The sequence below is a fragment of the Sphingobacterium hotanense genome (genome assembly GCF_008274825.1).
In the GTDB taxonomy this organism is placed as follows: domain Bacteria; phylum Bacteroidota; class Bacteroidia; order Sphingobacteriales; family Sphingobacteriaceae; genus Sphingobacterium; species Sphingobacterium hotanense.
Window position 1 is genome coordinate 1,168,562 of record NZ_CP030848.1, and the last position, 17,379, is coordinate 1,185,940.

General features: G+C 41.0%; 18 protein-coding genes. 14 read left to right on the forward strand and 4 right to left on the reverse strand.

Features of this window, described 5'->3' with window-relative positions; genetic code table 11:
• Positions 1-9: 9 nt before the first annotated feature.
• From DSM08_RS04855 to DSM08_RS04890, 8 genes are all read left to right on the forward strand, one after another.
• On the forward strand, positions 10-1,209 hold the full coding sequence (locus tag DSM08_RS04855; protein WP_149525100.1) for an FtsW/RodA/SpoVE family cell cycle protein: 1,200 nt from the start codon (positions 10-12) through the stop codon (positions 1,207-1,209).
• Between the two features lie 4 nt (positions 1,210-1,213).
• Positions 1,214-2,314 carry an undecaprenyldiphospho-muramoylpentapeptide beta-N-acetylglucosaminyltransferase gene (gene murG / locus DSM08_RS04860; RefSeq protein ID WP_149525101.1) on the forward strand — a complete coding sequence of 367 codons (1,101 nt, stop codon included), beginning with the start codon at positions 1,214-1,216 and terminating at the stop codon, positions 2,312-2,314.
• Between the two features lie 2 nt (positions 2,315-2,316).
• Positions 2,317-3,672: a UDP-N-acetylmuramate--L-alanine ligase gene (gene murC, locus DSM08_RS04865; RefSeq protein ID WP_149525102.1), complete on the forward strand. Its 1,356-nt coding sequence runs from the start codon at positions 2,317-2,319 to the stop codon at positions 3,670-3,672.
• The gene (locus DSM08_RS04870; protein WP_149525103.1) at positions 3,665-4,492 is read left to right on the forward strand and encodes a cell division protein FtsQ/DivIB; all 828 of its coding nucleotides are present in this window, start codon (positions 3,665-3,667) and stop codon (positions 4,490-4,492) included. The genes murC and DSM08_RS04870 overlap by 8 nt, the downstream gene beginning before the upstream one ends.
• 39 nt (positions 4,493-4,531) lie before the next feature.
• Positions 4,532-5,914, forward strand: a complete 1,383-nt coding sequence (gene ftsA / locus DSM08_RS04875) for a cell division protein FtsA (protein ID WP_149525104.1) — start codon at positions 4,532-4,534, stop codon at positions 5,912-5,914.
• A gap of 140 nt (positions 5,915-6,054) precedes the next feature.
• Positions 6,055-7,761, forward strand: a complete 1,707-nt coding sequence (gene ftsZ / locus DSM08_RS04880) for a cell division protein FtsZ (protein ID WP_149525105.1) — start codon at positions 6,055-6,057, stop codon at positions 7,759-7,761.
• A gap of 130 nt (positions 7,762-7,891) precedes the next feature.
• The gene (locus DSM08_RS04885) at positions 7,892-8,077 is read left to right on the forward strand and encodes a histone H1 (protein ID WP_149525106.1); all 186 of its coding nucleotides are present in this window, start codon (positions 7,892-7,894) and stop codon (positions 8,075-8,077) included.
• A 77-nt stretch (positions 8,078-8,154) separates the two neighbouring features.
• Positions 8,155-9,294, forward strand: a complete 1,140-nt coding sequence (locus DSM08_RS04890) for a sugar phosphate isomerase/epimerase family protein (protein ID WP_149525107.1) — start codon at positions 8,155-8,157, stop codon at positions 9,292-9,294.
• A gap of 48 nt (positions 9,295-9,342) precedes the next feature.
• On the opposite strand, the gene DSM08_RS04895 is transcribed toward DSM08_RS04890, so the two are convergent.
• Positions 9,343-9,987, reverse strand: coding sequence for a response regulator transcription factor (locus DSM08_RS04895; RefSeq protein ID WP_149525108.1), 645 nt, complete (start codon positions 9,985-9,987; stop codon positions 9,343-9,345).
• A gap of 353 nt (positions 9,988-10,340) precedes the next feature.
• Between DSM08_RS04895 and mscL the strand changes: the two genes are divergently transcribed.
• The 5 genes from mscL to tsaB all read left to right on the forward strand — a co-directional run bounded on the left by mscL (position 10,341) and on the right by tsaB (position 12,543).
• Positions 10,341-10,748 carry a large-conductance mechanosensitive channel protein MscL gene (gene mscL, locus DSM08_RS04900; protein WP_149525109.1) on the forward strand — a complete coding sequence of 136 codons (408 nt, stop codon included), beginning with the start codon at positions 10,341-10,343 and terminating at the stop codon, positions 10,746-10,748.
• A gap of 233 nt (positions 10,749-10,981) precedes the next feature.
• Complete coding sequence (gene rpmH / locus DSM08_RS04905) at positions 10,982-11,140, forward strand: 50S ribosomal protein L34 (RefSeq protein WP_149525110.1); 159 nt, start codon at positions 10,982-10,984, stop codon at positions 11,138-11,140.
• A 39-nt stretch (positions 11,141-11,179) separates the two neighbouring features.
• Positions 11,180-11,608: a ribonuclease P protein component gene (locus DSM08_RS04910; protein ID WP_246172465.1), complete on the forward strand. Its 429-nt coding sequence runs from the start codon at positions 11,180-11,182 to the stop codon at positions 11,606-11,608.
• Complete coding sequence (gene yidD / locus DSM08_RS04915; protein ID WP_149525111.1) at positions 11,571-11,825, forward strand: membrane protein insertion efficiency factor YidD; 255 nt, start codon at positions 11,571-11,573, stop codon at positions 11,823-11,825. The genes DSM08_RS04910 and yidD overlap by 38 nt, the downstream gene beginning before the upstream one ends.
• A 7-nt stretch (positions 11,826-11,832) precedes the next feature.
• Complete coding sequence (gene tsaB / locus DSM08_RS04920; RefSeq protein ID WP_149525112.1) at positions 11,833-12,543, forward strand: tRNA (adenosine(37)-N6)-threonylcarbamoyltransferase complex dimerization subunit type 1 TsaB; 711 nt, start codon at positions 11,833-11,835, stop codon at positions 12,541-12,543.
• Here the strand turns inward: tsaB and DSM08_RS04925 are convergent.
• Together DSM08_RS04925 and DSM08_RS04930 are read right to left on the reverse strand one after the other, a co-directional pair.
• Positions 12,538-13,443 (reverse strand): CorA family divalent cation transporter, encoded by a 906-nt coding sequence (locus DSM08_RS04925; protein ID WP_149525113.1) that lies wholly within the window; start codon positions 13,441-13,443, stop codon positions 12,538-12,540. The genes tsaB and DSM08_RS04925 overlap by 6 nt on opposite strands.
• A gap of 461 nt (positions 13,444-13,904) precedes the next feature.
• Positions 13,905-14,513 (reverse strand): OmpH family outer membrane protein, encoded by a 609-nt coding sequence (locus DSM08_RS04930; RefSeq protein WP_149525114.1) that lies wholly within the window; start codon positions 14,511-14,513, stop codon positions 13,905-13,907.
• Positions 14,514-14,724: 211 nt separating this feature from the next.
• On the opposite strand from DSM08_RS04930, the gene gyrB reads away from it, so the two are divergent.
• Positions 14,725-16,683 carry a DNA topoisomerase (ATP-hydrolyzing) subunit B gene (gyrB, locus tag DSM08_RS04935; RefSeq protein ID WP_149525115.1) on the forward strand — a complete coding sequence of 653 codons (1,959 nt, stop codon included), beginning with the start codon at positions 14,725-14,727 and terminating at the stop codon, positions 16,681-16,683.
• 85 nt (positions 16,684-16,768) lie between these two features.
• Here gyrB and DSM08_RS04940 read toward each other — a convergent pair whose 3' ends face one another.
• The gene (locus DSM08_RS04940) at positions 16,769-17,191 is read right to left on the reverse strand and encodes a Rossmann-fold NAD(P)-binding domain-containing protein (RefSeq protein ID WP_246172466.1); all 423 of its coding nucleotides are present in this window, start codon (positions 17,189-17,191) and stop codon (positions 16,769-16,771) included.
• Between the last annotated feature and the right edge of the window lie 188 nt (positions 17,192-17,379).

A 17,379-nucleotide genomic window follows, 5' to 3' on the forward strand; every position in this document is an offset into this window, starting at 1 on the left:
GGGGGATCTATGGAATACATTTTTTCTAAACTAAAAGGCGATAAGTGGATCTGGATCATTGTGATCTTGTTATCCATTTGGTCACTATTAGCAGTTTACAGTTCTGTAGGTACTTTGGCTTATAAAGAAGGCAAAGGTACCGAGATGTATCTGTTCAAGCACCTATTTATCGTTGTTGCAGGCTTAGGATTAATGTACTTATCTCACAAGTTGGATTACCGCTATTATGCCGGTATATCCAAACTGTTAATGTTGATCACGATTCCTTTATTATTATACACTTTGCTGTTTGGTAGCAAGGTGAACGAGGCGAGCCGTTGGTTGACTATTCCGATCATCAATCAGACGTTTCAAACGTCGGATTTAGCAAAGCTTGCCTTGATTACATTCTTGGCGCGTATGCTGTCGAGAAAACAGGAAGAAATTAAAGACGTTAAAAAGTCGTTCATCCCAATTATGGGGGCAGTTTGTGCGGTGTTCGTGTTAATTGCCTTGGCAAACTTATCTACAGCATTGATGCTGTTTGGTGTAAGTGTTTTATTGCTGATGATCGGACGTATCGACTTCAAACAGATTGCGGTGGTATGTTTAGGCGGAGCGGTGTTGTTGACACTGGTTATGCTTTTAGGTCCACGTCGCGGTACATACATCAGTCGTATTCAGGGATTCTTCCAAACGGAAGAGGTTCATGATTCGAAGGGTTCATTCCAGGAGGATAAAAACTTCCAGGCAAACAATGCGAAGATTGCAATTGCAACGGGGGAAATGTTCGGAAAAGGCGTTGGTAATTCAGTTCAACGAAATGTTTTGCCGCACCCATATTCGGATTTCATCTTTGCGATTATTATTGAAGAGTATGGCACGATAGGGGGAGCAGTATTGCTGTTCTTATACATTGCCTTGATGTATCGCTGTATTCGAATTGTGACTTTAAGTCCGCGAGCCTTCGGCGCCTTTTTGGCGGCAGGATTGGGCTTCAGTTTGACGATACAGGCTTTAGCTAATATGGCTGTCGCGGTAGGGCTTGGCCCGGTAACGGGTGTTCCATTACCCTTGGTCAGTATGGGGGGGACGTCGATTTTGTTTACGAGCGTGGCCTTGGGAATCATCCTAAGTGTGAGCCGTAACATTGAAGAGTTGAAGCATAAAGAAGAATTAGACGTAGTTAAAAAGCCAGCTGCTCGTAAGGTGGTAGTTGGTACTATTTAAATATATGGCGCATAAAGTAATCATAAGTGGAGGCGGCACGGGAGGACATATTTTCCCGGCGATTGCGATTGCGAATGCATTGAAGCAATTGGCGCCCGACACGGAGATTTTATTTGTTGGTGCAGAGGGCAAGATGGAGATGGAGCGTGTGCCAGCAGCAGGATATGAGATTGTAGGTCTGGATATCGTAGGTATCAACCGTCAATCCCTATTGAAAAACTCAGCGCTTCCATTCAAAATGCTGAAGAGCCTTTTGAAAGCGCGCAGCGTTCTTAAACAGTTTAAAGCCGAAGTGGCTATTGGTGTCGGCGGGTATGCATCAGGTCCATTATTGATGATGGCGAATATGATGGGTTTACCGACGATCATCCAAGAGCAGAACTCTTATGCCGGAGTGACCAACAAGAAGTTGGGCGCAAAAGCGAAGAAGATCTGTGTTGCCTATGAGGGTATGGATCGTTTTTTTCCAGCCGAGCGCATTCTGTTGACCGGTAATCCTATTCGTAAGTCTTCCGTAGCGATTGAGAACAAGCGCGAGGAAGCAATCAATGCCTTTGCATTGGACATGAATAAGAAGACTATTTTGGTTACGGGTGGTAGCTTAGGCGCGCTGACATTGAACGATTGTATCAAAGCGGGTATTCCGCAGTTTGTAGAGGCAGGTGTTCAGGTGATCTGGCAGTGTGGCGGTTACTACTATGAGAAACTAAAAGAGGAACTGGGCGACTCGCTTCCGGAAGAGATCAAATTGATGGCTTTTGTAGACCGTATGGATTATGCATATGCGGCGGCAGATGTGATTGTTGGGCGTGCAGGTGCAGGTACTATTTCGGAGTTATGTGTGGTTGGAAAACCTGTAGTATTGGTTCCTTCACCGAATGTTTCGGATGATCATCAGACGAAAAATGCGATGGCATTAGTCAGCAAGGACGCAGCGATCATGGTGAAAGACAATGAGGCACGTGAGGTTTTAGTCAGAAAGCTATTAAGCTTGTTGAAAGATGAACCGAAAATGCAAGGCTTAGGCGACGCAATCAATAAACTGGCACTAGCAGATGCTGATGTGGTGATTGCACAAGAAGTATTGAATCTAATAAGAAAGTAAAGATGAATATCGACAAAATCAAACGAGTTTATTTATTGGGTATCGGTGGTATCGGTATGAGCGGTCTTGCTCGTTATTTTAGTCGCTTAGGTTGTGAGGTTGCGGGCTATGATCGTACGTCGACAGAGTTGACTAGGACATTAGAAGAAGAGGGGATGCCGATTATTTATACGGATGATGTGGCAGCAGTGCCTGCATCGTTTGAATCGGCAGGTGAAGATACCCTGATCATCTTTACACCAGCTATTCCTGCAGACTTAGCTTTGAAATCTCATTTCATCAAAGCGGGTCATGAGTTGTACAAACGCTCACAGGTGTTGGGTTTTATTTCAGCAAGTCGTTTCACGATTGCTGTTGCAGGAACACATGGCAAGACAACAACGTCGACCATGGTTGCTCATATATTGAAAGATAGTGGTTATGATTGTTCTGCCTTCTTAGGTGGTATCAGCACGAACTATCAGAATAACGTATTGTTTGGCGATAATAACGTCGTGGTTGTAGAAGCGGATGAGTATGATCGCTCGTTTCTGACGCTACACCCGAATATTGCGATCGTTACATCTGCGGATGCTGATCACTTGGACATCTATGGCGAAGCGAGTAAGCTTCAGGAGTCTTTCCAAATGTTTTTGGATCGCGTAGTGGAAGATGGTCAAAAGATCGTAAGGAAGGGATTGCCATTTGCGGCAGATATCAACTATGCTCGTGAAGAGGTTTGCGATGCATACGCGGAGAACGTTGTTGTTAAAGATGGCGAGTTCTATTTTGATTATCATTCGGAAGATTTGACGATCAAGGATATTCACTTAGGTATTCCGGGGTTGCATAATGTAGAGAATGCGGTTGCTGCGATTACTGTTGCGAAGCTATTAGGGATTGCTGCTCCGAAGATCGTTCATGCATTATCAACATTTGCAGGGGTAAAACGTCGTTTCGAATATATTTTTAAATCACCTGAGCATATTTACATCGATGACTATGCGCATCATCCGGAGGAATTGCGCGCTTTCTTGACATCGATGAAGAAGCTATATCCGAATAAGAAGTTAACGGTTGTTTTTCAGCCTCACTTATTCACTCGTACGCGTGACTTCGTAGATGGCTTCGCTGAGGTTTTAGCTTTAGCAGATGAGCTGTTGTTGATGGAGATCTATCCGGCTCGTGAATTGCCGATCGCAGGTGTGGATTCTCAATGGTTGTTGGAAAAGATTCGCTTGGAAAATAAGCGTTTGGTAAGTCCGGAAGAAGTATTAGCGATTGTAAAATCCGAGAGCCCGGAGTTGGTTGTGACGGTAGGTGCAGGTGATATTGATAAGTTGGTTAAACCGATTAAAGAAGTATTGACAAATGCTTAATAAAATTAGAAACATACAATGGCGCCAAGTGGGCTACTTTTTCCTAGGAATTGCTTCCCTGGTAGGAGTTGGTATGTTGATGAGCCTCGTAACGAAGAAAGATCAGGTGCAGGTATGTACGTCACTAAAGGTTTTAGTAGAAGGTAAAGAAACGTTCATTGATCAGCAGGATATTTCGTCAATGATTCAGGATAAGTTTGGGCGTGTTGTGGGTAGGAATCTGAATGAAATTCCTTTGCAGAAGATCGAGAATGAGTTAAAGAAATCTCCTTACGTGTCGGAAGCAGATGTACACATGGACATGGATGGAACGATGCAGGTGCAGGTTTTGCAACGTGAGGTTGTTCTTCGTGTTATCAATCAAATGGGGCAGGAGTATTATGTAGACTCCAAGAACCAAAAGATTCCGGTGACATTGAAATATGTTCCACATGTGATGGTGGCGAACGGAAATATTAAAGAAGGTTATAAGAAGGCTTTGGAGCCTGTTCAATCTTCCCTGGTAAAGGATTTAGTAAATGTTGTCGAGCATACAAAGAACGATGATTTATGGAGCAATCAAATCGTGCAGCTCTTTGTTAACAGCGATCGTGACATCGAAATCGTCCCTCGCGTTGGTGAGCAGTCATTGATTATCGGGAGTGCTGATTCATTGGATTATAAATTGAATCGACTGACGACCTTCTATAAGCATATCATGCCAAGAGTGGGGACTGGCGCCTATAGCAAAGTGAATGTGAAATATGGCGGCCAAATTATTTGTGAGCGTAATGGTGACTGGTTCATCGACAGCTTGCAGATGAAAATGAATAAGAAGTAAACAGAAAGAATTAATAACATACAGCATCAAACACAGCATATGAAACCTAGAATTGTAGAAAATGAAAAAGAGAATCCAATTATTGTTGGATTGGACATCGGTACAACAAAGATTTGTGTAACCGTTGGTCGTCGTAGTGGGGTCAATAAGGTGGAGCTTTTAGGTGTCGGCAAAGCTGAATCTGCAGGTGTTAACCGTGGGGTAGTAGCAAATATCCAGAAAACGGTTACAAGTATTCGTGAGGCCGTTGCCGTAGCGGAGGGGCAATCAAACGTAGACATCAAGGTTGTCAACGTGGGTATTGCGGGTCAGCACATTAAAAGTATTCAGCACCGTGGTATCTTAACCAAGAACGACGATGATGAGATTGGACGTTTAGATATTGAGCGTTTGATTTCGGATATGTATAAATTGGTTTTGCCTCCGGGAGAGGAGATTATCCATGTGTTGCCTCAAGAGTTTACTATTGATAACGAACCTGGTATCAAAGAACCTATTGGTATGGCTGGTCGTCGTGTGGAAGCAAATTTCCATATTATCTCCGGTCGTGTTACTGACATTAAAAACATCAAGCGTTGTGTAGATAATTCAGATCTTGAAGTTTCTGAATTGATCTTAGAACCTCTTGCATCATCCGAAGCTGTGTTGGATGAAGAGGAAAAAACGGCAGGTGTGGTGTTAGTTGATATTGGTGGTGGTACTACGGATGTGGCGATCTTCCATGAAGGTATTATTCGTCATACGGCGGTAATTCCATTGGGTGGAAATATCGTTACAGAAGATATCCGTCAGGGATGTTCTGTATTACGCAATCAAGCGGAGCAATTGAAAGTTCGTTACGGTTCTGCATTAGCTGACGAAAACAAAGATAACGAGGTGATCTGTGTACCTGGTATCCGCGGTCGTGAAGCAAAAGAGATCTCTGTGAAAAACCTAGCTTATATTATTCAAGCTAGAATGGAAGAGATCATCGAGCATGTTTACTACGAGATTAAGTCTTCAGGTTATGAAGATAAATTGATTGCAGGTATTGTTATTACAGGTGGTGGTGCGCAGTTGAAACACTTAGTTCAATTAGTTGAATATATCACAGGTATCGATTGTCGTATTGGTTACCCGAATGAGTATTTAGCAAAGACCGAAATGTTGAACAAACAAGCCTTTGACGAGCTTAAGAGCCCATTGTATGCAACGGGTATCGGATTGTTGATTAAAGGTATACAGTCGATTGAAGAAGAGGAGATGCGCAATGAAGAAAAAATAGTTAAAAAAGCTCCTCAAACAAAAGAAAAAGCGAAAGAAGGCGTTAAAGAAATAGCGGAAGGACAGTCAAAAAAGGAGGGTTGGTTAACTCGATTCTTAGGCGACTGGATCAAGGATGGCGCCGATATCGACGATGACACATTTATCGGAAAGAAATAATTTTCCACATCGTTCGATTTTTCCACATTTTAACAAATGTGGAAAACTGTTGTTAAGATTTTGGTAATATTACATTAGAATTGTTGAGTCAAATTGCGATAACGTAATTGCTTGAGGAAGAATTAAATAGGATAACATATATGTCGATACAATTTGAAATGTTAAAGGAGAATTCATCAATTATCAAGGTAATTGGTGTTGGTGGTGGCGGTGGGAATGCCGTAAATCACATGTATAAGCAAGGGATTTCTGGTGTAGACTTCATCGTTTGTAATACAGATGCGCAAGCATTGGAGCTTAGCCCGATTCCAAATAAGGTTCAATTAGGTGCAAGCTTAACAGAAGGTATGGGAGCAGGTGCTGACCCTGATGTTGGTGAGAATTCAGCTATCGAAAGTATTGAGGATATCAAACGCATGTTGGGTACCAATACAAAGATGCTTTTCATCACTGCTGGTATGGGTGGTGGTACAGGTACTGGAGCAAGTCCGGTATTGGCGAAGGCTGCGAAAGAATTAGGAATTCTAACCGTTGCTATTATTACTACTCCATTTACTTTCGAAGGTAAAAGACGTCGTATGCAAGCTGAGGAAGGTCTTGGCGAATTACGTAAATATGTAGACTCTTATTTAGTTATCTCGAATGATCGCTTGCGCGAGATCTTCGGTAACTTGACCATGACAGCTGCATTCGCGAAAGCAGATGATATTTTAACAACTGCTGCAAAAGGTATTGCAGAAATCATTACTATCCCGGGCTATGTAAACGTCGATTTCAAAGATGTTCGCACAGTAATGAATGATAGTGGTGTTGCAATCATGGGTAATGCGATTGCTACTGGTGAACAACGTGCATTAGACGCTGTAACTGGTGCTTTAGCATCGCCATTATTAAAAGATAATGAAATTGAAGGTGCTCGTTACATCTTGTTGAATATTACTTCCGGAAAACGCGAAGTAACTATGGACGAGGTTGCTATCGTTACAGACTACATTCAGGAGAAAGCTGGTTTATCCGCTGACTTGATCTGGGGTAACTGTATCGATGAGAACTACGACGAGGAACTTTCTGTTACTATTATAGCTACAGGTTTCCAAACATCGGAAGAGCGTGTTAAGGAAAAAGAAAAAGAGAAGATTGCTATTCCCTTAACTCCGGAAGTTCAAACTTCTGCTTTCGTTAAACCTGTTTCTCAGAATCAATTTGCTGAGCGTCCTGCGGTAGATCAAAGTGCTTTTGTAAAGCCTTCTCAACCTGTAGAAAACCCATCGGCACAACCTCCGCAAGATCTATTTTCTAATAAGACGGTGACCAGTCCGAGTACAGCTGCTGTGGCTGAAAACAGTGACAAGATCATTCGTCATACGTTAGAGTTCGACAACTCATCAGAGGTTGATGAAGTTGAGGAAGATTCAAACCCGCACGGTTTTGAATTGAAGACAACGCCTTCGTTATTCGAGTTCAAATTGCCAACGGTATTTGATGCTTACAAACCGGCAGAAGAACAACAAGAAGAAGAAGCTCCGATTTCTAACGAAGCACTTGAACAATTTCCTGTAGCGGAAGTAGAATTGGAAGAAGCGAAGAAAGAAGAGATCAATTTCGAAGATCAATTATTGAAAACGAAAGAGCGTATCTTACGTTTGAAAGAGTTGAGCATGAAATTAAAATCTTCCAATGGTCTTCAAGAATTAGAGAATGAGCCTGCTTACAAAAGAAAGCAGAAGACTTTAGAAGATGTTCCACATTCTTCGCAGTCTCAAGTGTCTCGTTTCACTTTATCGTTCGACGATGGAGAGACTGAAATCAGACCAAACAACTCGTTCTTACACGACAATGTTGATTAATCTTATCCTATTTAATAAATAAGGGTGGCCTGAGAAGGTCACCTTTTTTTTTGTTTTTAGATTTTGATTCTTGGAAAAAGATGTTAATTTTAAGCTAGTTACTAAATATAAACTCATAAATCTAACAGTTATGGCAAGTATTGATAAATTCAAGGAATTAAAATCTCTTATTGACGGTTTAGAAGGAGATGCAGAAAAGTTCTTCTCTAAAGGCAATAGCGCAGCAGGTACGCGCGTGAGAAAAGGTCTTCAAGACATTAAAACGCTATCGCAGTCGTTGCGTCTAGGAATTCAAGATTTAAAGAATAAGAAATAAGCTTTTCTTCAAGTCTCGTTACATTCTAAGCCCGTCAGGGCTTTTTTAATGCCCAAATTTTTGATAACTTCAACGCTATGAAATCAATACAAAACCCGATATGGTTGATGAGCTCGGCCTATGATAAATTAAATCAAACAGAACTCTTGGATATTGCCCGCGCAAATGGTGCGCAGGGTGTCGATCTGTGTGTGTTCCGAAAGGATGGTACCAGAGAAGACCATACAGCGACGCATTTAGATTACGAAGGGTTTGGACCGGAGCAAGCAAAATCGACCTTAGAGCGCTTTAATACTAAGGAATTGAGGCTGTCTTTGGGTGCATTCGAGAATATGATTGGTGGTGATGAGATCGAACGCGTAAAAAACCAGAACCACTTGTTAAAACTAATACGAATAGCATACCTTTTAGGTGGCGATGAGAATGATGTAAAGGTCGGAACTTTTGTCGGTTACAACCATGCGTTGGGCAATGAGATAGACGGTTTTCAGAAGAACTTAGAGGAGTATAAGCGAGTGTTTGGACCAATCATTAAATATGCCGAAGACTTGGGGGTAACTGTTGTATATGAGAACTGCCCGATGGAGGGCTGGCGCTCTTCGCGCTATACGAGTACCTATAACAATCTGCCTGCGGTGCTGGCTGCTCGGAAGCTCATGTATGCGATGATTCCTAGCAAGGCACATGGAGAAATCTATGACCCTTCGCATGATATTTGGCAAAATGTGAATCCTGTTGATGTTATTAAAGCGATGGATATCGATCGTTTAAAACGTATTCACGTAAAAACAACCAAGATGAACGATGGAAAAGCAAGAGTGGAGTGGGGAGGGGTGTATCCAATGCAGCATGTCGATGCTGAACTTGCAGCTGCTGCAGGTGTTGCTGTTCCACAGCATGATTGGGATAGACATCATTATACAGCAATGATGCCCGGCTTTGGTGGTACAGATGATATGGACTGGAATGCTTTTGTAGCAGCATTACATGACCGGAAGTTTAGCGGACCATTTGAGATAGAAAATGAAGCTAAGAATTCCAAGGATACCCAGAACATGGGAGCGATTAATCAGGGAGCAAAAGCTTGTATCAACTTCTTGGCGCCGCTTCTTTGGGAATTAAGCGAAGAAGGATATACGTTTAAGAATCAGCAGGAACTAATACTAGTAGATCGTAAAGATATTCCGGTAGTGGATATGGGGCATTTGCTAAGCTAGATGCCGAACGCCAGAAACAACTGAAATAATAAAAAAGGAGTAGTTTAACTACTCCTTTTCTGCATGTATCTTAAACAGAGAAATCAAATCTGGGATATTGTGCACATTTAATTTCTCGAAAATTCTACTCTTATAAGTGCTCACAGTCGACGAACTCAAGTTCAAACGGCTCGACACTTCAATAATTCCTAAGCCTTCAATAAGATGTCTTGCCACATCCATTTCACGGTTCGAAAGTTTATATAAAGGATTTAGGCTATCAATTTTCGATTTGCTGGTCGTTAGCTTTTGTACATAAAGATCCTTGATCGCATCCGACATGTACTTTCCACGTTCAAAAATGCTATTGATGGCGTTGGTGAATTCGCTCATGCTGGTAGTCTTATTGACATATCCGGCTGCACCTGCTTCAATATAACGTAGGGCATATAGACTTTCGTCGTAAGATGAGAATACCAAGATTTTAAGGTCAGACTGTGTCTCCAATAATTCCTTAATTACTTTGATATTATTACCGCCGGGCATATTGATATCTAGCAATAATAGGTCAAACCTGCTTTTCGATAACTTGTCATAGACCTCATCATATGTTTCAGCATGTACAATTTCGGTATTCTTAAGGGTTTCTTTAATGGCTGTCGATACTCCTAACCGAACAATGATATGGTCATCAGCTATTAGTATTTTTTTCATGTATCTGCTGTTACTTTAGACGACTTTGATGTATTGTAAATTAATAAATTTGTCTAACAGAATCTCGACCCCGAGTTTCTTATTATGACGAAATAATTGTTTTATAATGTAAATATCTTAAGGTCGTTTTATGACTAGGCTATATATTTACGCTATAAATATAACGGTTTCTATGATATTTGTTTATCATATGTTGCATTTATTTTTCAATTTGCCAATTATTCTATCGAATAAGTACTATATATTCTTAAAAATATTTTAGATTGTGATATCAAAGCATTTTTTTTGCGTTTGTTAGGGCCTTAGTCTAAAGTCAGGCTGGCAAATTTCGCAGTAAAATAAAAAATAAAATTATGGGGTTTTTTAAAGAATTCAGAGAGTTTGCCATGCGTGGCAGCGTAATCGACCTTGCAGTCGGTGTTGTAATTGGTGGAGCGTTCGGTAAGATCGTTACTGCCCTAGTTGATAAAATTATTATGCCGCCAATCGGAATGTTAACCGGTGGTATCGACTTTTCAAGCATGAAATATGTGTTGAAAGAAGGCAACGAGGCAGCAGGTGTTGCTGAAGTTGCAATCGGTTATGGTGAGTTTATCAATGTGCTTATTCAATTTTTCATCATTGCATTCTGTATTTTCTTGGTGATAAAAGGTATCAATTCATTGAAACGTGAAGAACCAGCTGCTCCTGAAGAGGCTCCAGCACCTACAAAAGAAGAAGTATTACTTACAGAAATTCGCGATATCCTAAGAAACAAATAAGATAGGATACTATAGGAAAGCAGATTATGGATGCCGAAGGTTGAAATAATCTGCTTATTTATTTGCTATTTTCCCTTCCTAATGGCGCTCAGGAACTTCCGAGTGTCGTTTTTCATTGAAAGTTTTATTATTTATTATTTCAGTGTTGCGGAATTGTGAAATAAACTTTATTTTTGCATTCCTCTTCGGAGGGAGAAATTGAATCAAAGTATTAAAACAAGCATAAAAGCGTCATGAAGAGAACATTCCAACCTTCACAAAGAAAAAGAAGAAATAAGCACGGTTTCAGAGAGCGTATGAGCTCTGCAAATGGTAGAAGAGTATTAGCTTCTCGTAGAGCTAAAGGTAGAAAACGTCTTACTGTTTCTGACGAAAACCGTCACAAAGGGTAATCTATTCGGTCTCCGGTGATCCACGAGCCGAGCGCTAATATGCCGGATCTATTCATCGAGATGAAGAAATATACATTTTCAAAAGAAGAACGATTATGCAGCAAAAGGTTAATTGACGGCCTTTTCCATAATGGTTCTTCTTTTGTTGTGTATCCTTATCGCGTGATCTACTCGCGCACTGCAGTCGCACTACCTTTCCCAGTTCAAGTAATTACCTCAGTTTCTAAACGGCGTTTTAAGCATGCCGTAATGCGCAATCGCTTAAAACGATTGATACGTGAGTGCTATCGTTTAGAAAAACATAATCTTTATGATTATTTGAACGAACATTCCCTACATTTGCTATTAGCTATACAATACATCGGTAAAGAGGAATTACCTTTTACTGATCTTCATCAGAAAATGAAGATGTTGTTAGAAAAATTATCACATGAACTTGCTTCGTCTACTTTGGGAAAAAGGAATTAAGCTGCCCCTGCAATGGGTTTTCTTAATTATCATCCGTTTCTATCAGCTTTTTATCTCGCCCTTTCTGGGGGCAAGTTGTCGCTATACCCCGACCTGTTCGCAGTATGGCAAAGAGGCGATAATGAAGTACGGACCGTTCAAGGGAGGCTGGTTAACGATAAAACGTATTGTAAGCTGTAATCCATGGGGTGGCCACGGCCACGACCCTGTTCCTTAATATTACTATGTCAGATATTTATATCCTTTCGATAGAAACGGCAACTCCGCTATGCTCCGTGTCATTAGCAAAAAACGGTGTAACCCTACATGAAATAGTAGGCGAGGAGCCCAATATGCATGCGTCTTCCTTAACCTTGTTTATCGATCAGCTGCTTCAAAAAGCATCATTGCAGATGAAGGACCTATCGGCTATTGCAGTAAGTAAAGGTCCAGGTTCATACACCGGATTGCGTATCGGCGTTTCTGCGGCCAAGGGATTGTGTTACGCCTTAGATATACCCATGATTGCTAATAATACGCTAGACGCCATGTATCATGGCTTTATGGTAATCTCAGGAGAACTGTCCGATAAGACATTGTTGTTTCCGATGATTGATGCACGACGCCAGGAAGTGTACACGCAGGTGTTGGACTCCCAAGCACAGGTGATTGAATCGACGAAAGCTTTGATTGTTGATGCTACAAGTTTTGACGCCTATTTGGCAGATGGACATCATCTCATCTTCTTTGGTTCTGGCGCAGATAAATTTGATGAGCAGTTCCATGCGAATCCAGCAATCCAAGTTGCATTAGGCTTCGACGCCAAAGCAAGTTTCCAAGACGCCTTATCGTACGAGAAATTCCAAACCGGCGAATTTGAGGATGTTGCTTATTTCGAACCTTATTACCTGAAAGATTTTATGGTCACTGCGCCAAAGAAATCGCCGTTATTATAGCCAGCGTTTTCTTTTGAACCAGATGTAGATAATGATCGAAAGAATGGCCATTCCCGCCATTACATAGGCGTATCCATAATACCATTCGAGTTCCGGCATATGCTTAAAGTTCATGCCATATACGCCCACAATAAAAGTTAACGGCATAAAGAACACCGAGATAATGGTCAGCGTCCGCATGATCTCATTGGTGTGGTTGGATTCTATATTAAAATAGATCGATAGCAATTGCGCCGTATTTTCTCCAATATTCCTATAAAGTGTATTCGTTCTCGAATACAGATCTCTCAAATCTTGCGTATAGATATTCTGGTATTCCGGCATATGAAAATACTCAACGATATCCTTATAAAAGGTCAAAATAATTCGGATAAGGTCGATTTGCCGCTTCAGATAGTACAACTTACGTAAAAAAGGTTTCCTCCGATTATGCAAGAAAACGATTTCCTCATAAAGGTCTAGCTTTGTTGCCAAGCTATTGACCACCAAATTCTCAAAAGATTTTATGGACAAGGATACCAAAGTGTTGATCAGGCTCTTGCTCGATTTGAAACGCTTATTGCCTTTGTCCATATCAATCAGCTCCTGAAGTACAGGGATATCATAGCGATGGGCAGTGATCACAAAATCCTCATCATAGAAAATAGAAATCCTATTCGTTACCTCAATCAGATGATCGGAGTTTTCAGGGAAGTTTTCAGCTATAAAACGGATAATTAAAAAATGGTAAGACTCGAACTCTTCAATTTTAGGCAAATGCCCCGTTTCCAAACAGTCCTTGATAGAGGCATCGTTCAGACTGTACTGGTTCTTTAATTCTGCAAAATCTTCGACCGTAGGATTGCTAATATCAAACCAGTCAAATCCATGTTGCGCCTTGCTCAAAATCTGTTTTACCATAATCAAATGTAGCAAATTGTCGGAACAATGGGAGGGGACATTAGATATTAGATTTTAGACATTAGACGTTACGCTGATCAACAATAGAGCATACATTTTTGAAGAGAAGCAGTTTGTTTTGAACCAAGAAAGGAAGGATTTTATGATGACCATGATCCTGCCAATCCTTTTATCCTTCCTTTCCTGGTTCAAGACAAATTTTTCCTTCAATCCTTCTCCCTCAACACGACGAACCTTCATCAGCTTAAAACCCTTTCACTTCCCTTCCAAACCCAATACATAACCCAATCAAACCCGCTCGGCAAGGGCTTTGATATGGGTTTGATTAGGCTGATGTTAAGTATTAATCTATCGCATTGTTTGTCTTTCCAGCATCTAATATCTAATGTCTAAAATCTAATGTCTACCAAAAAAGCCGCTAACTCAGTTAGCGGCTTTTTTGGTAGCTAGGAATTTCCAGCTTATTTCTTTTCTGCTGTTTGTGTAGCTTTATATTCGCTGTTAAGGGCGTCGATTACTGTTTTAGTAATGTCAGATGCAGGATCTGCGTAAAGAACAGCAGGATTAGTTTTTGAGTAAGTCAATACGAATTTGTAGCCTTTCTCTTCTGCGTGTTTCTTTAAGTAGTCAGTTACTGTTGTATATACTTTAGTAAACTCTGTGTTTTCGTCTTGTGCGATAGATTGAGAAGCATTTTGATCTAGGCGTTGGATTTCTTGTTGACGTCTAACTAGGCGCTCTTCCGTTGCTTGACGATCTGTCGCGCTCATCGTAGCTGCTTTTTGTTGGTATTCAGCTACTTCGCGTTGGTAAGCTTGACCTTTTGCTTGCAAGTCGTTTTGTGCTTTCTTTACTTTATTTTCAAGTTTCGTACGAATATCTTTAAAGTATTGGTATTGCTCAGAAAGTGAGTCGGAATTTACATAAACGATTTTTTCTTCTTTAGCTTCAGCGACAGCGTTGGTTGTAGTCGTAGTTGCTGCTGGAGTTTTGGTTTCGCTTTGTTGGTTACAAGCCACTACCGATGCTGTAGCGATTAGGCCTAGGGTCAATTTTGCTATTTTATTCATTCTATTGTGTATTTCAATTTTATAAACGACAAACCTAAGATAAAAATTTTAAATATTCTAGTTGTTTAGGTTAAAAGCCGTTAAAAAACTATGTTGATATGTGCAAAAAAAGAGCGGGTTTTTGGGTTTGTTTTTAACGCTTTACGGTTTGATAATTAGCGTAAAATTTCGTATTTTTGAAAGTTAATCAACGTAATTTTAAGGTATTTTCATGAGCGAAGAAAATAAAAATGCATCTACGTATTCAGCAGACAATATTCAGGTATTAGAAGGTCTGGAAGCAGTGCGTAAGCGCCCTTCCATGTACATTGGTGATACCGGTGTTAAAGGTTTACATCACCTGGTATATGAGGTCGTAGATAACTCTATCGACGAAGCTGTTGCGGGATATTGTGATGATATTATTGTCACAATCTATCAAGATAATTCCATCTCTGTTAGTGATAATGGTCGTGGTATCCCTACGGGTATCAACAAGAAAGAAAATAAATCGGCTTTAGAGCTGGTAATGACAGTTTTGCACGCAGGGGGTAAATTCGATAAGGATACGTATAAAGTATCTGGTGGTTTGCACGGGGTGGGTGTATCCTGTGTGAATGCTTTATCGACCAAATTACGTGCAGAAGTACATCGCGAGGGTAAAATCTTTGTGCAGGAATACGCGCAAGGAAAGCCTCAGTTTGATGTTAAAGAGATCGGTACTTCAGAGAAAAACGGAACAATTGTTACGTTCCATCCAGATCCTGAAATCTTTACGACCACTACGGTTTACAACTATGATACATTAGCTAACCGTTTGCGTGAGCTAGCGTTCTTGAATAAAGGAATCCGCTTGACATTGATCGACGAGCGCGAGATTTTAGAAGACGGCAGCTTTAAAAAAGACGAGTTCTTTTCAGAGGGTGGCTTGCAAGAGTTCGTTAAATTCTTGGATGGCAATCGTCAGTCTATTATTTCAGAGCCAATTTACGTAGAAGGTATTAAGCAAGGCGTTCCGGTGGAGCTTTCCTTCCAATATAACGATACCTACTCGGAAAATGTTCACTCTTACGTAAATAACATTAATACGATTGAGGGTGGTTCTCACGTTGCTGGTTTCCGTCGTGGTCTTACACGTACGTTAAAGAAATATGCGGATGATTCGGGTTTATTGAAAAACTTGAAAGTCGATATCCAAGGGGATGACTTCCGCGAAGGGTTGACTGCCGTAATTTCCGTTAAGGTTGCAGAGCCTCAGTTTGAAGGGCAGACCAAGACGAAATTAGGTAACTCCGAAGTAATGGGTGCGGTTGACGTAGCGGTGGGCGAGATTTTAAGTTCTTACTTAGAAGAGAACCCTAAAGAAGCGAAGTTGATCGTTCAGAAGGTTATCGTTGCGGCACAGGCACGTGCTGCTGCCCGCAAAGCACGCGAATTAGTACAGCGTAAAACAGTAATGGGTGGTTCAGGCCTTCCCGGTAAGTTAGCTGACTGTTCGAACAACGATCCGGCAAAATGTGAGTTGTTCCTTGTCGAGGGAGACTCGGCGGGTGGTACCGCAAAACAAGGTCGCGATCGTATGTATCAAGCGATTATGCCACTGCGTGGTAAGATCTTGAATGTAGAGAAAGCAATGGAACACAAGATCTATGAAAATGAAGAGATCAAGAATATGTTCACTGCGCTTGGCGTTAGCATCGGTACTGCCGAAGATTCGAAGGCATTGAATACGGATAAGCTTCGCTACCATAAGGTAATCATCATGACGGATGCCGATGTCGATGGTTCGCACATTGCAACCTTATTATTGACATTCTATTTCCGCTATATGAAGGAATTGATCGAGCGTGGATATGTTTATATCGCAACGCCACCTTTATATATGGTTAAGAAAGGTAAGGAATTTGAATACGCGTGGACCGAAGATCAACGTTTGGCTGCTATACAGCGCCTAAAAGGTGCAGGTAAAGAAGATAGCGTGCATGTTCAACGTTATAAAGGTCTTGGTGAGATGAATGCGGAACAATTATGGGAGACGACAATGGATCCGGAAAGACGTACATTACGCCAAGTTACAATTGAAAATGCGGCAGAATGTGATCGTATCTTCTCCATGTTAATGGGTGATGAAGTTGCTCCGCGTAGAGAATTTATCGAGCGCAATGCCAAATATGCGAAAATTGATATTTAATTTAGCTATTAGATAAACATGAGATTTTAGAAATAAAATCTGTGTAAAGAAGGAGGGAAGTCATTTTTGACTTCCCTTTTTTATATTATTTCGTACTGGACATAAAGGCAATATCCTTGGTCTCGAGTATATGTTTGGAGTAACCGTGTATACTAACATTTATCATCGCCTTGCCTACTTCTTCAAGCGTTAAGAAATAGGAAGGGTTGAATGGGCGGAATAGCGAGAAGATACTGATCAGTGGCTTCAACGCCGATTTCGCATGTTCTGCATCTTTAAATGGCTTCATGAACGCTGGGCGAAAGTTATACACATTGAGCGACAGTTTTTGCAGGTCGTTTTCCGTTTTTCCTTTAACCCGGGCCCACATGGATCTTCCCTGCTCCGAGCTGTCCGTGCCGGCTCCAGATACATAGCAAAACGTCATTCCTGGATTTACCTCCGCTAATAAGCCTGCAAAATTTAAAGTCAGATCGTAAGTCGTTTTTTTATATTCTGGTTCTTTCATGCCGATAGACGAGATGCCTAGGCAGAAAAAGCAGGCATGATAGTTCGCTACCTTCTCTCTGATGCTGGATAAATCGAAAAAATCGCCCAGTAAGATTTCTTCAACTTTGCTGTGCTGGTATCCCGCTGATCTTCTGTTGATGAGGAGAATTTTCTCGACCTGATTATTCTTTAAATGTCCGATGCCAA

Excerpts from the sequence above, each read along its gene's own strand:
- DSM08_RS04855 (WP_149525100.1), top strand. The coding sequence starts at position 10 with ATGGAATACATTTTTTCTAAACTAAAAGGCGATAAGTGGATCTGGATC.
- murG (WP_149525101.1), top strand. The coding sequence starts at position 1,214 with ATGGCGCATAAAGTAATCATAAGTGGAGGCGGCACGGGAGGACATATT.
- murC (WP_149525102.1), top strand. The coding sequence starts at position 2,317 with ATGAATATCGACAAAATCAAACGAGTTTATTTATTGGGTATCGGTGGT.
- DSM08_RS04870 (WP_149525103.1), top strand. The coding sequence starts at position 3,665 with ATGCTTAATAAAATTAGAAACATACAATGGCGCCAAGTGGGCTACTTT.
- ftsA (WP_149525104.1), top strand. The coding sequence starts at position 4,532 with ATGAAACCTAGAATTGTAGAAAATGAAAAAGAGAATCCAATTATTGTT.
- ftsZ (WP_149525105.1), top strand. The coding sequence starts at position 6,055 with ATGTCGATACAATTTGAAATGTTAAAGGAGAATTCATCAATTATCAAG.
- DSM08_RS04885 (WP_149525106.1), top strand. The coding sequence starts at position 7,892 with ATGGCAAGTATTGATAAATTCAAGGAATTAAAATCTCTTATTGACGGT.
- DSM08_RS04890 (WP_149525107.1), top strand. The coding sequence starts at position 8,155 with ATGAAATCAATACAAAACCCGATATGGTTGATGAGCTCGGCCTATGAT.
- DSM08_RS04895 (WP_149525108.1), bottom strand. The coding sequence starts at position 9,987 with ATGAAAAAAATACTAATAGCTGATGACCATATCATTGTTCGGTTAGGA.
- mscL (WP_149525109.1), top strand. The coding sequence starts at position 10,341 with ATGGGGTTTTTTAAAGAATTCAGAGAGTTTGCCATGCGTGGCAGCGTA.
- rpmH (WP_149525110.1), top strand. The coding sequence starts at position 10,982 with ATGAAGAGAACATTCCAACCTTCACAAAGAAAAAGAAGAAATAAGCAC.
- DSM08_RS04910 (WP_246172465.1), top strand. The coding sequence starts at position 11,180 with ATGCCGGATCTATTCATCGAGATGAAGAAATATACATTTTCAAAAGAA.
- yidD (WP_149525111.1), top strand. The coding sequence starts at position 11,571 with ATGAACTTGCTTCGTCTACTTTGGGAAAAAGGAATTAAGCTGCCCCTG.
- tsaB (WP_149525112.1), top strand. The coding sequence starts at position 11,833 with ATGTCAGATATTTATATCCTTTCGATAGAAACGGCAACTCCGCTATGC.
- DSM08_RS04925 (WP_149525113.1), bottom strand. The coding sequence starts at position 13,443 with ATGGTAAAACAGATTTTGAGCAAGGCGCAACATGGATTTGACTGGTTT.
- DSM08_RS04930 (WP_149525114.1), bottom strand. The coding sequence starts at position 14,513 with ATGAATAAAATAGCAAAATTGACCCTAGGCCTAATCGCTACAGCATCG.
- gyrB (WP_149525115.1), top strand. The coding sequence starts at position 14,725 with ATGAGCGAAGAAAATAAAAATGCATCTACGTATTCAGCAGACAATATT.
- DSM08_RS04940 (WP_246172466.1), bottom strand. The coding sequence starts at position 17,191 with ATGAAAGAACCAGAATATAAAAAAACGACTTACGATCTGACTTTAAAT.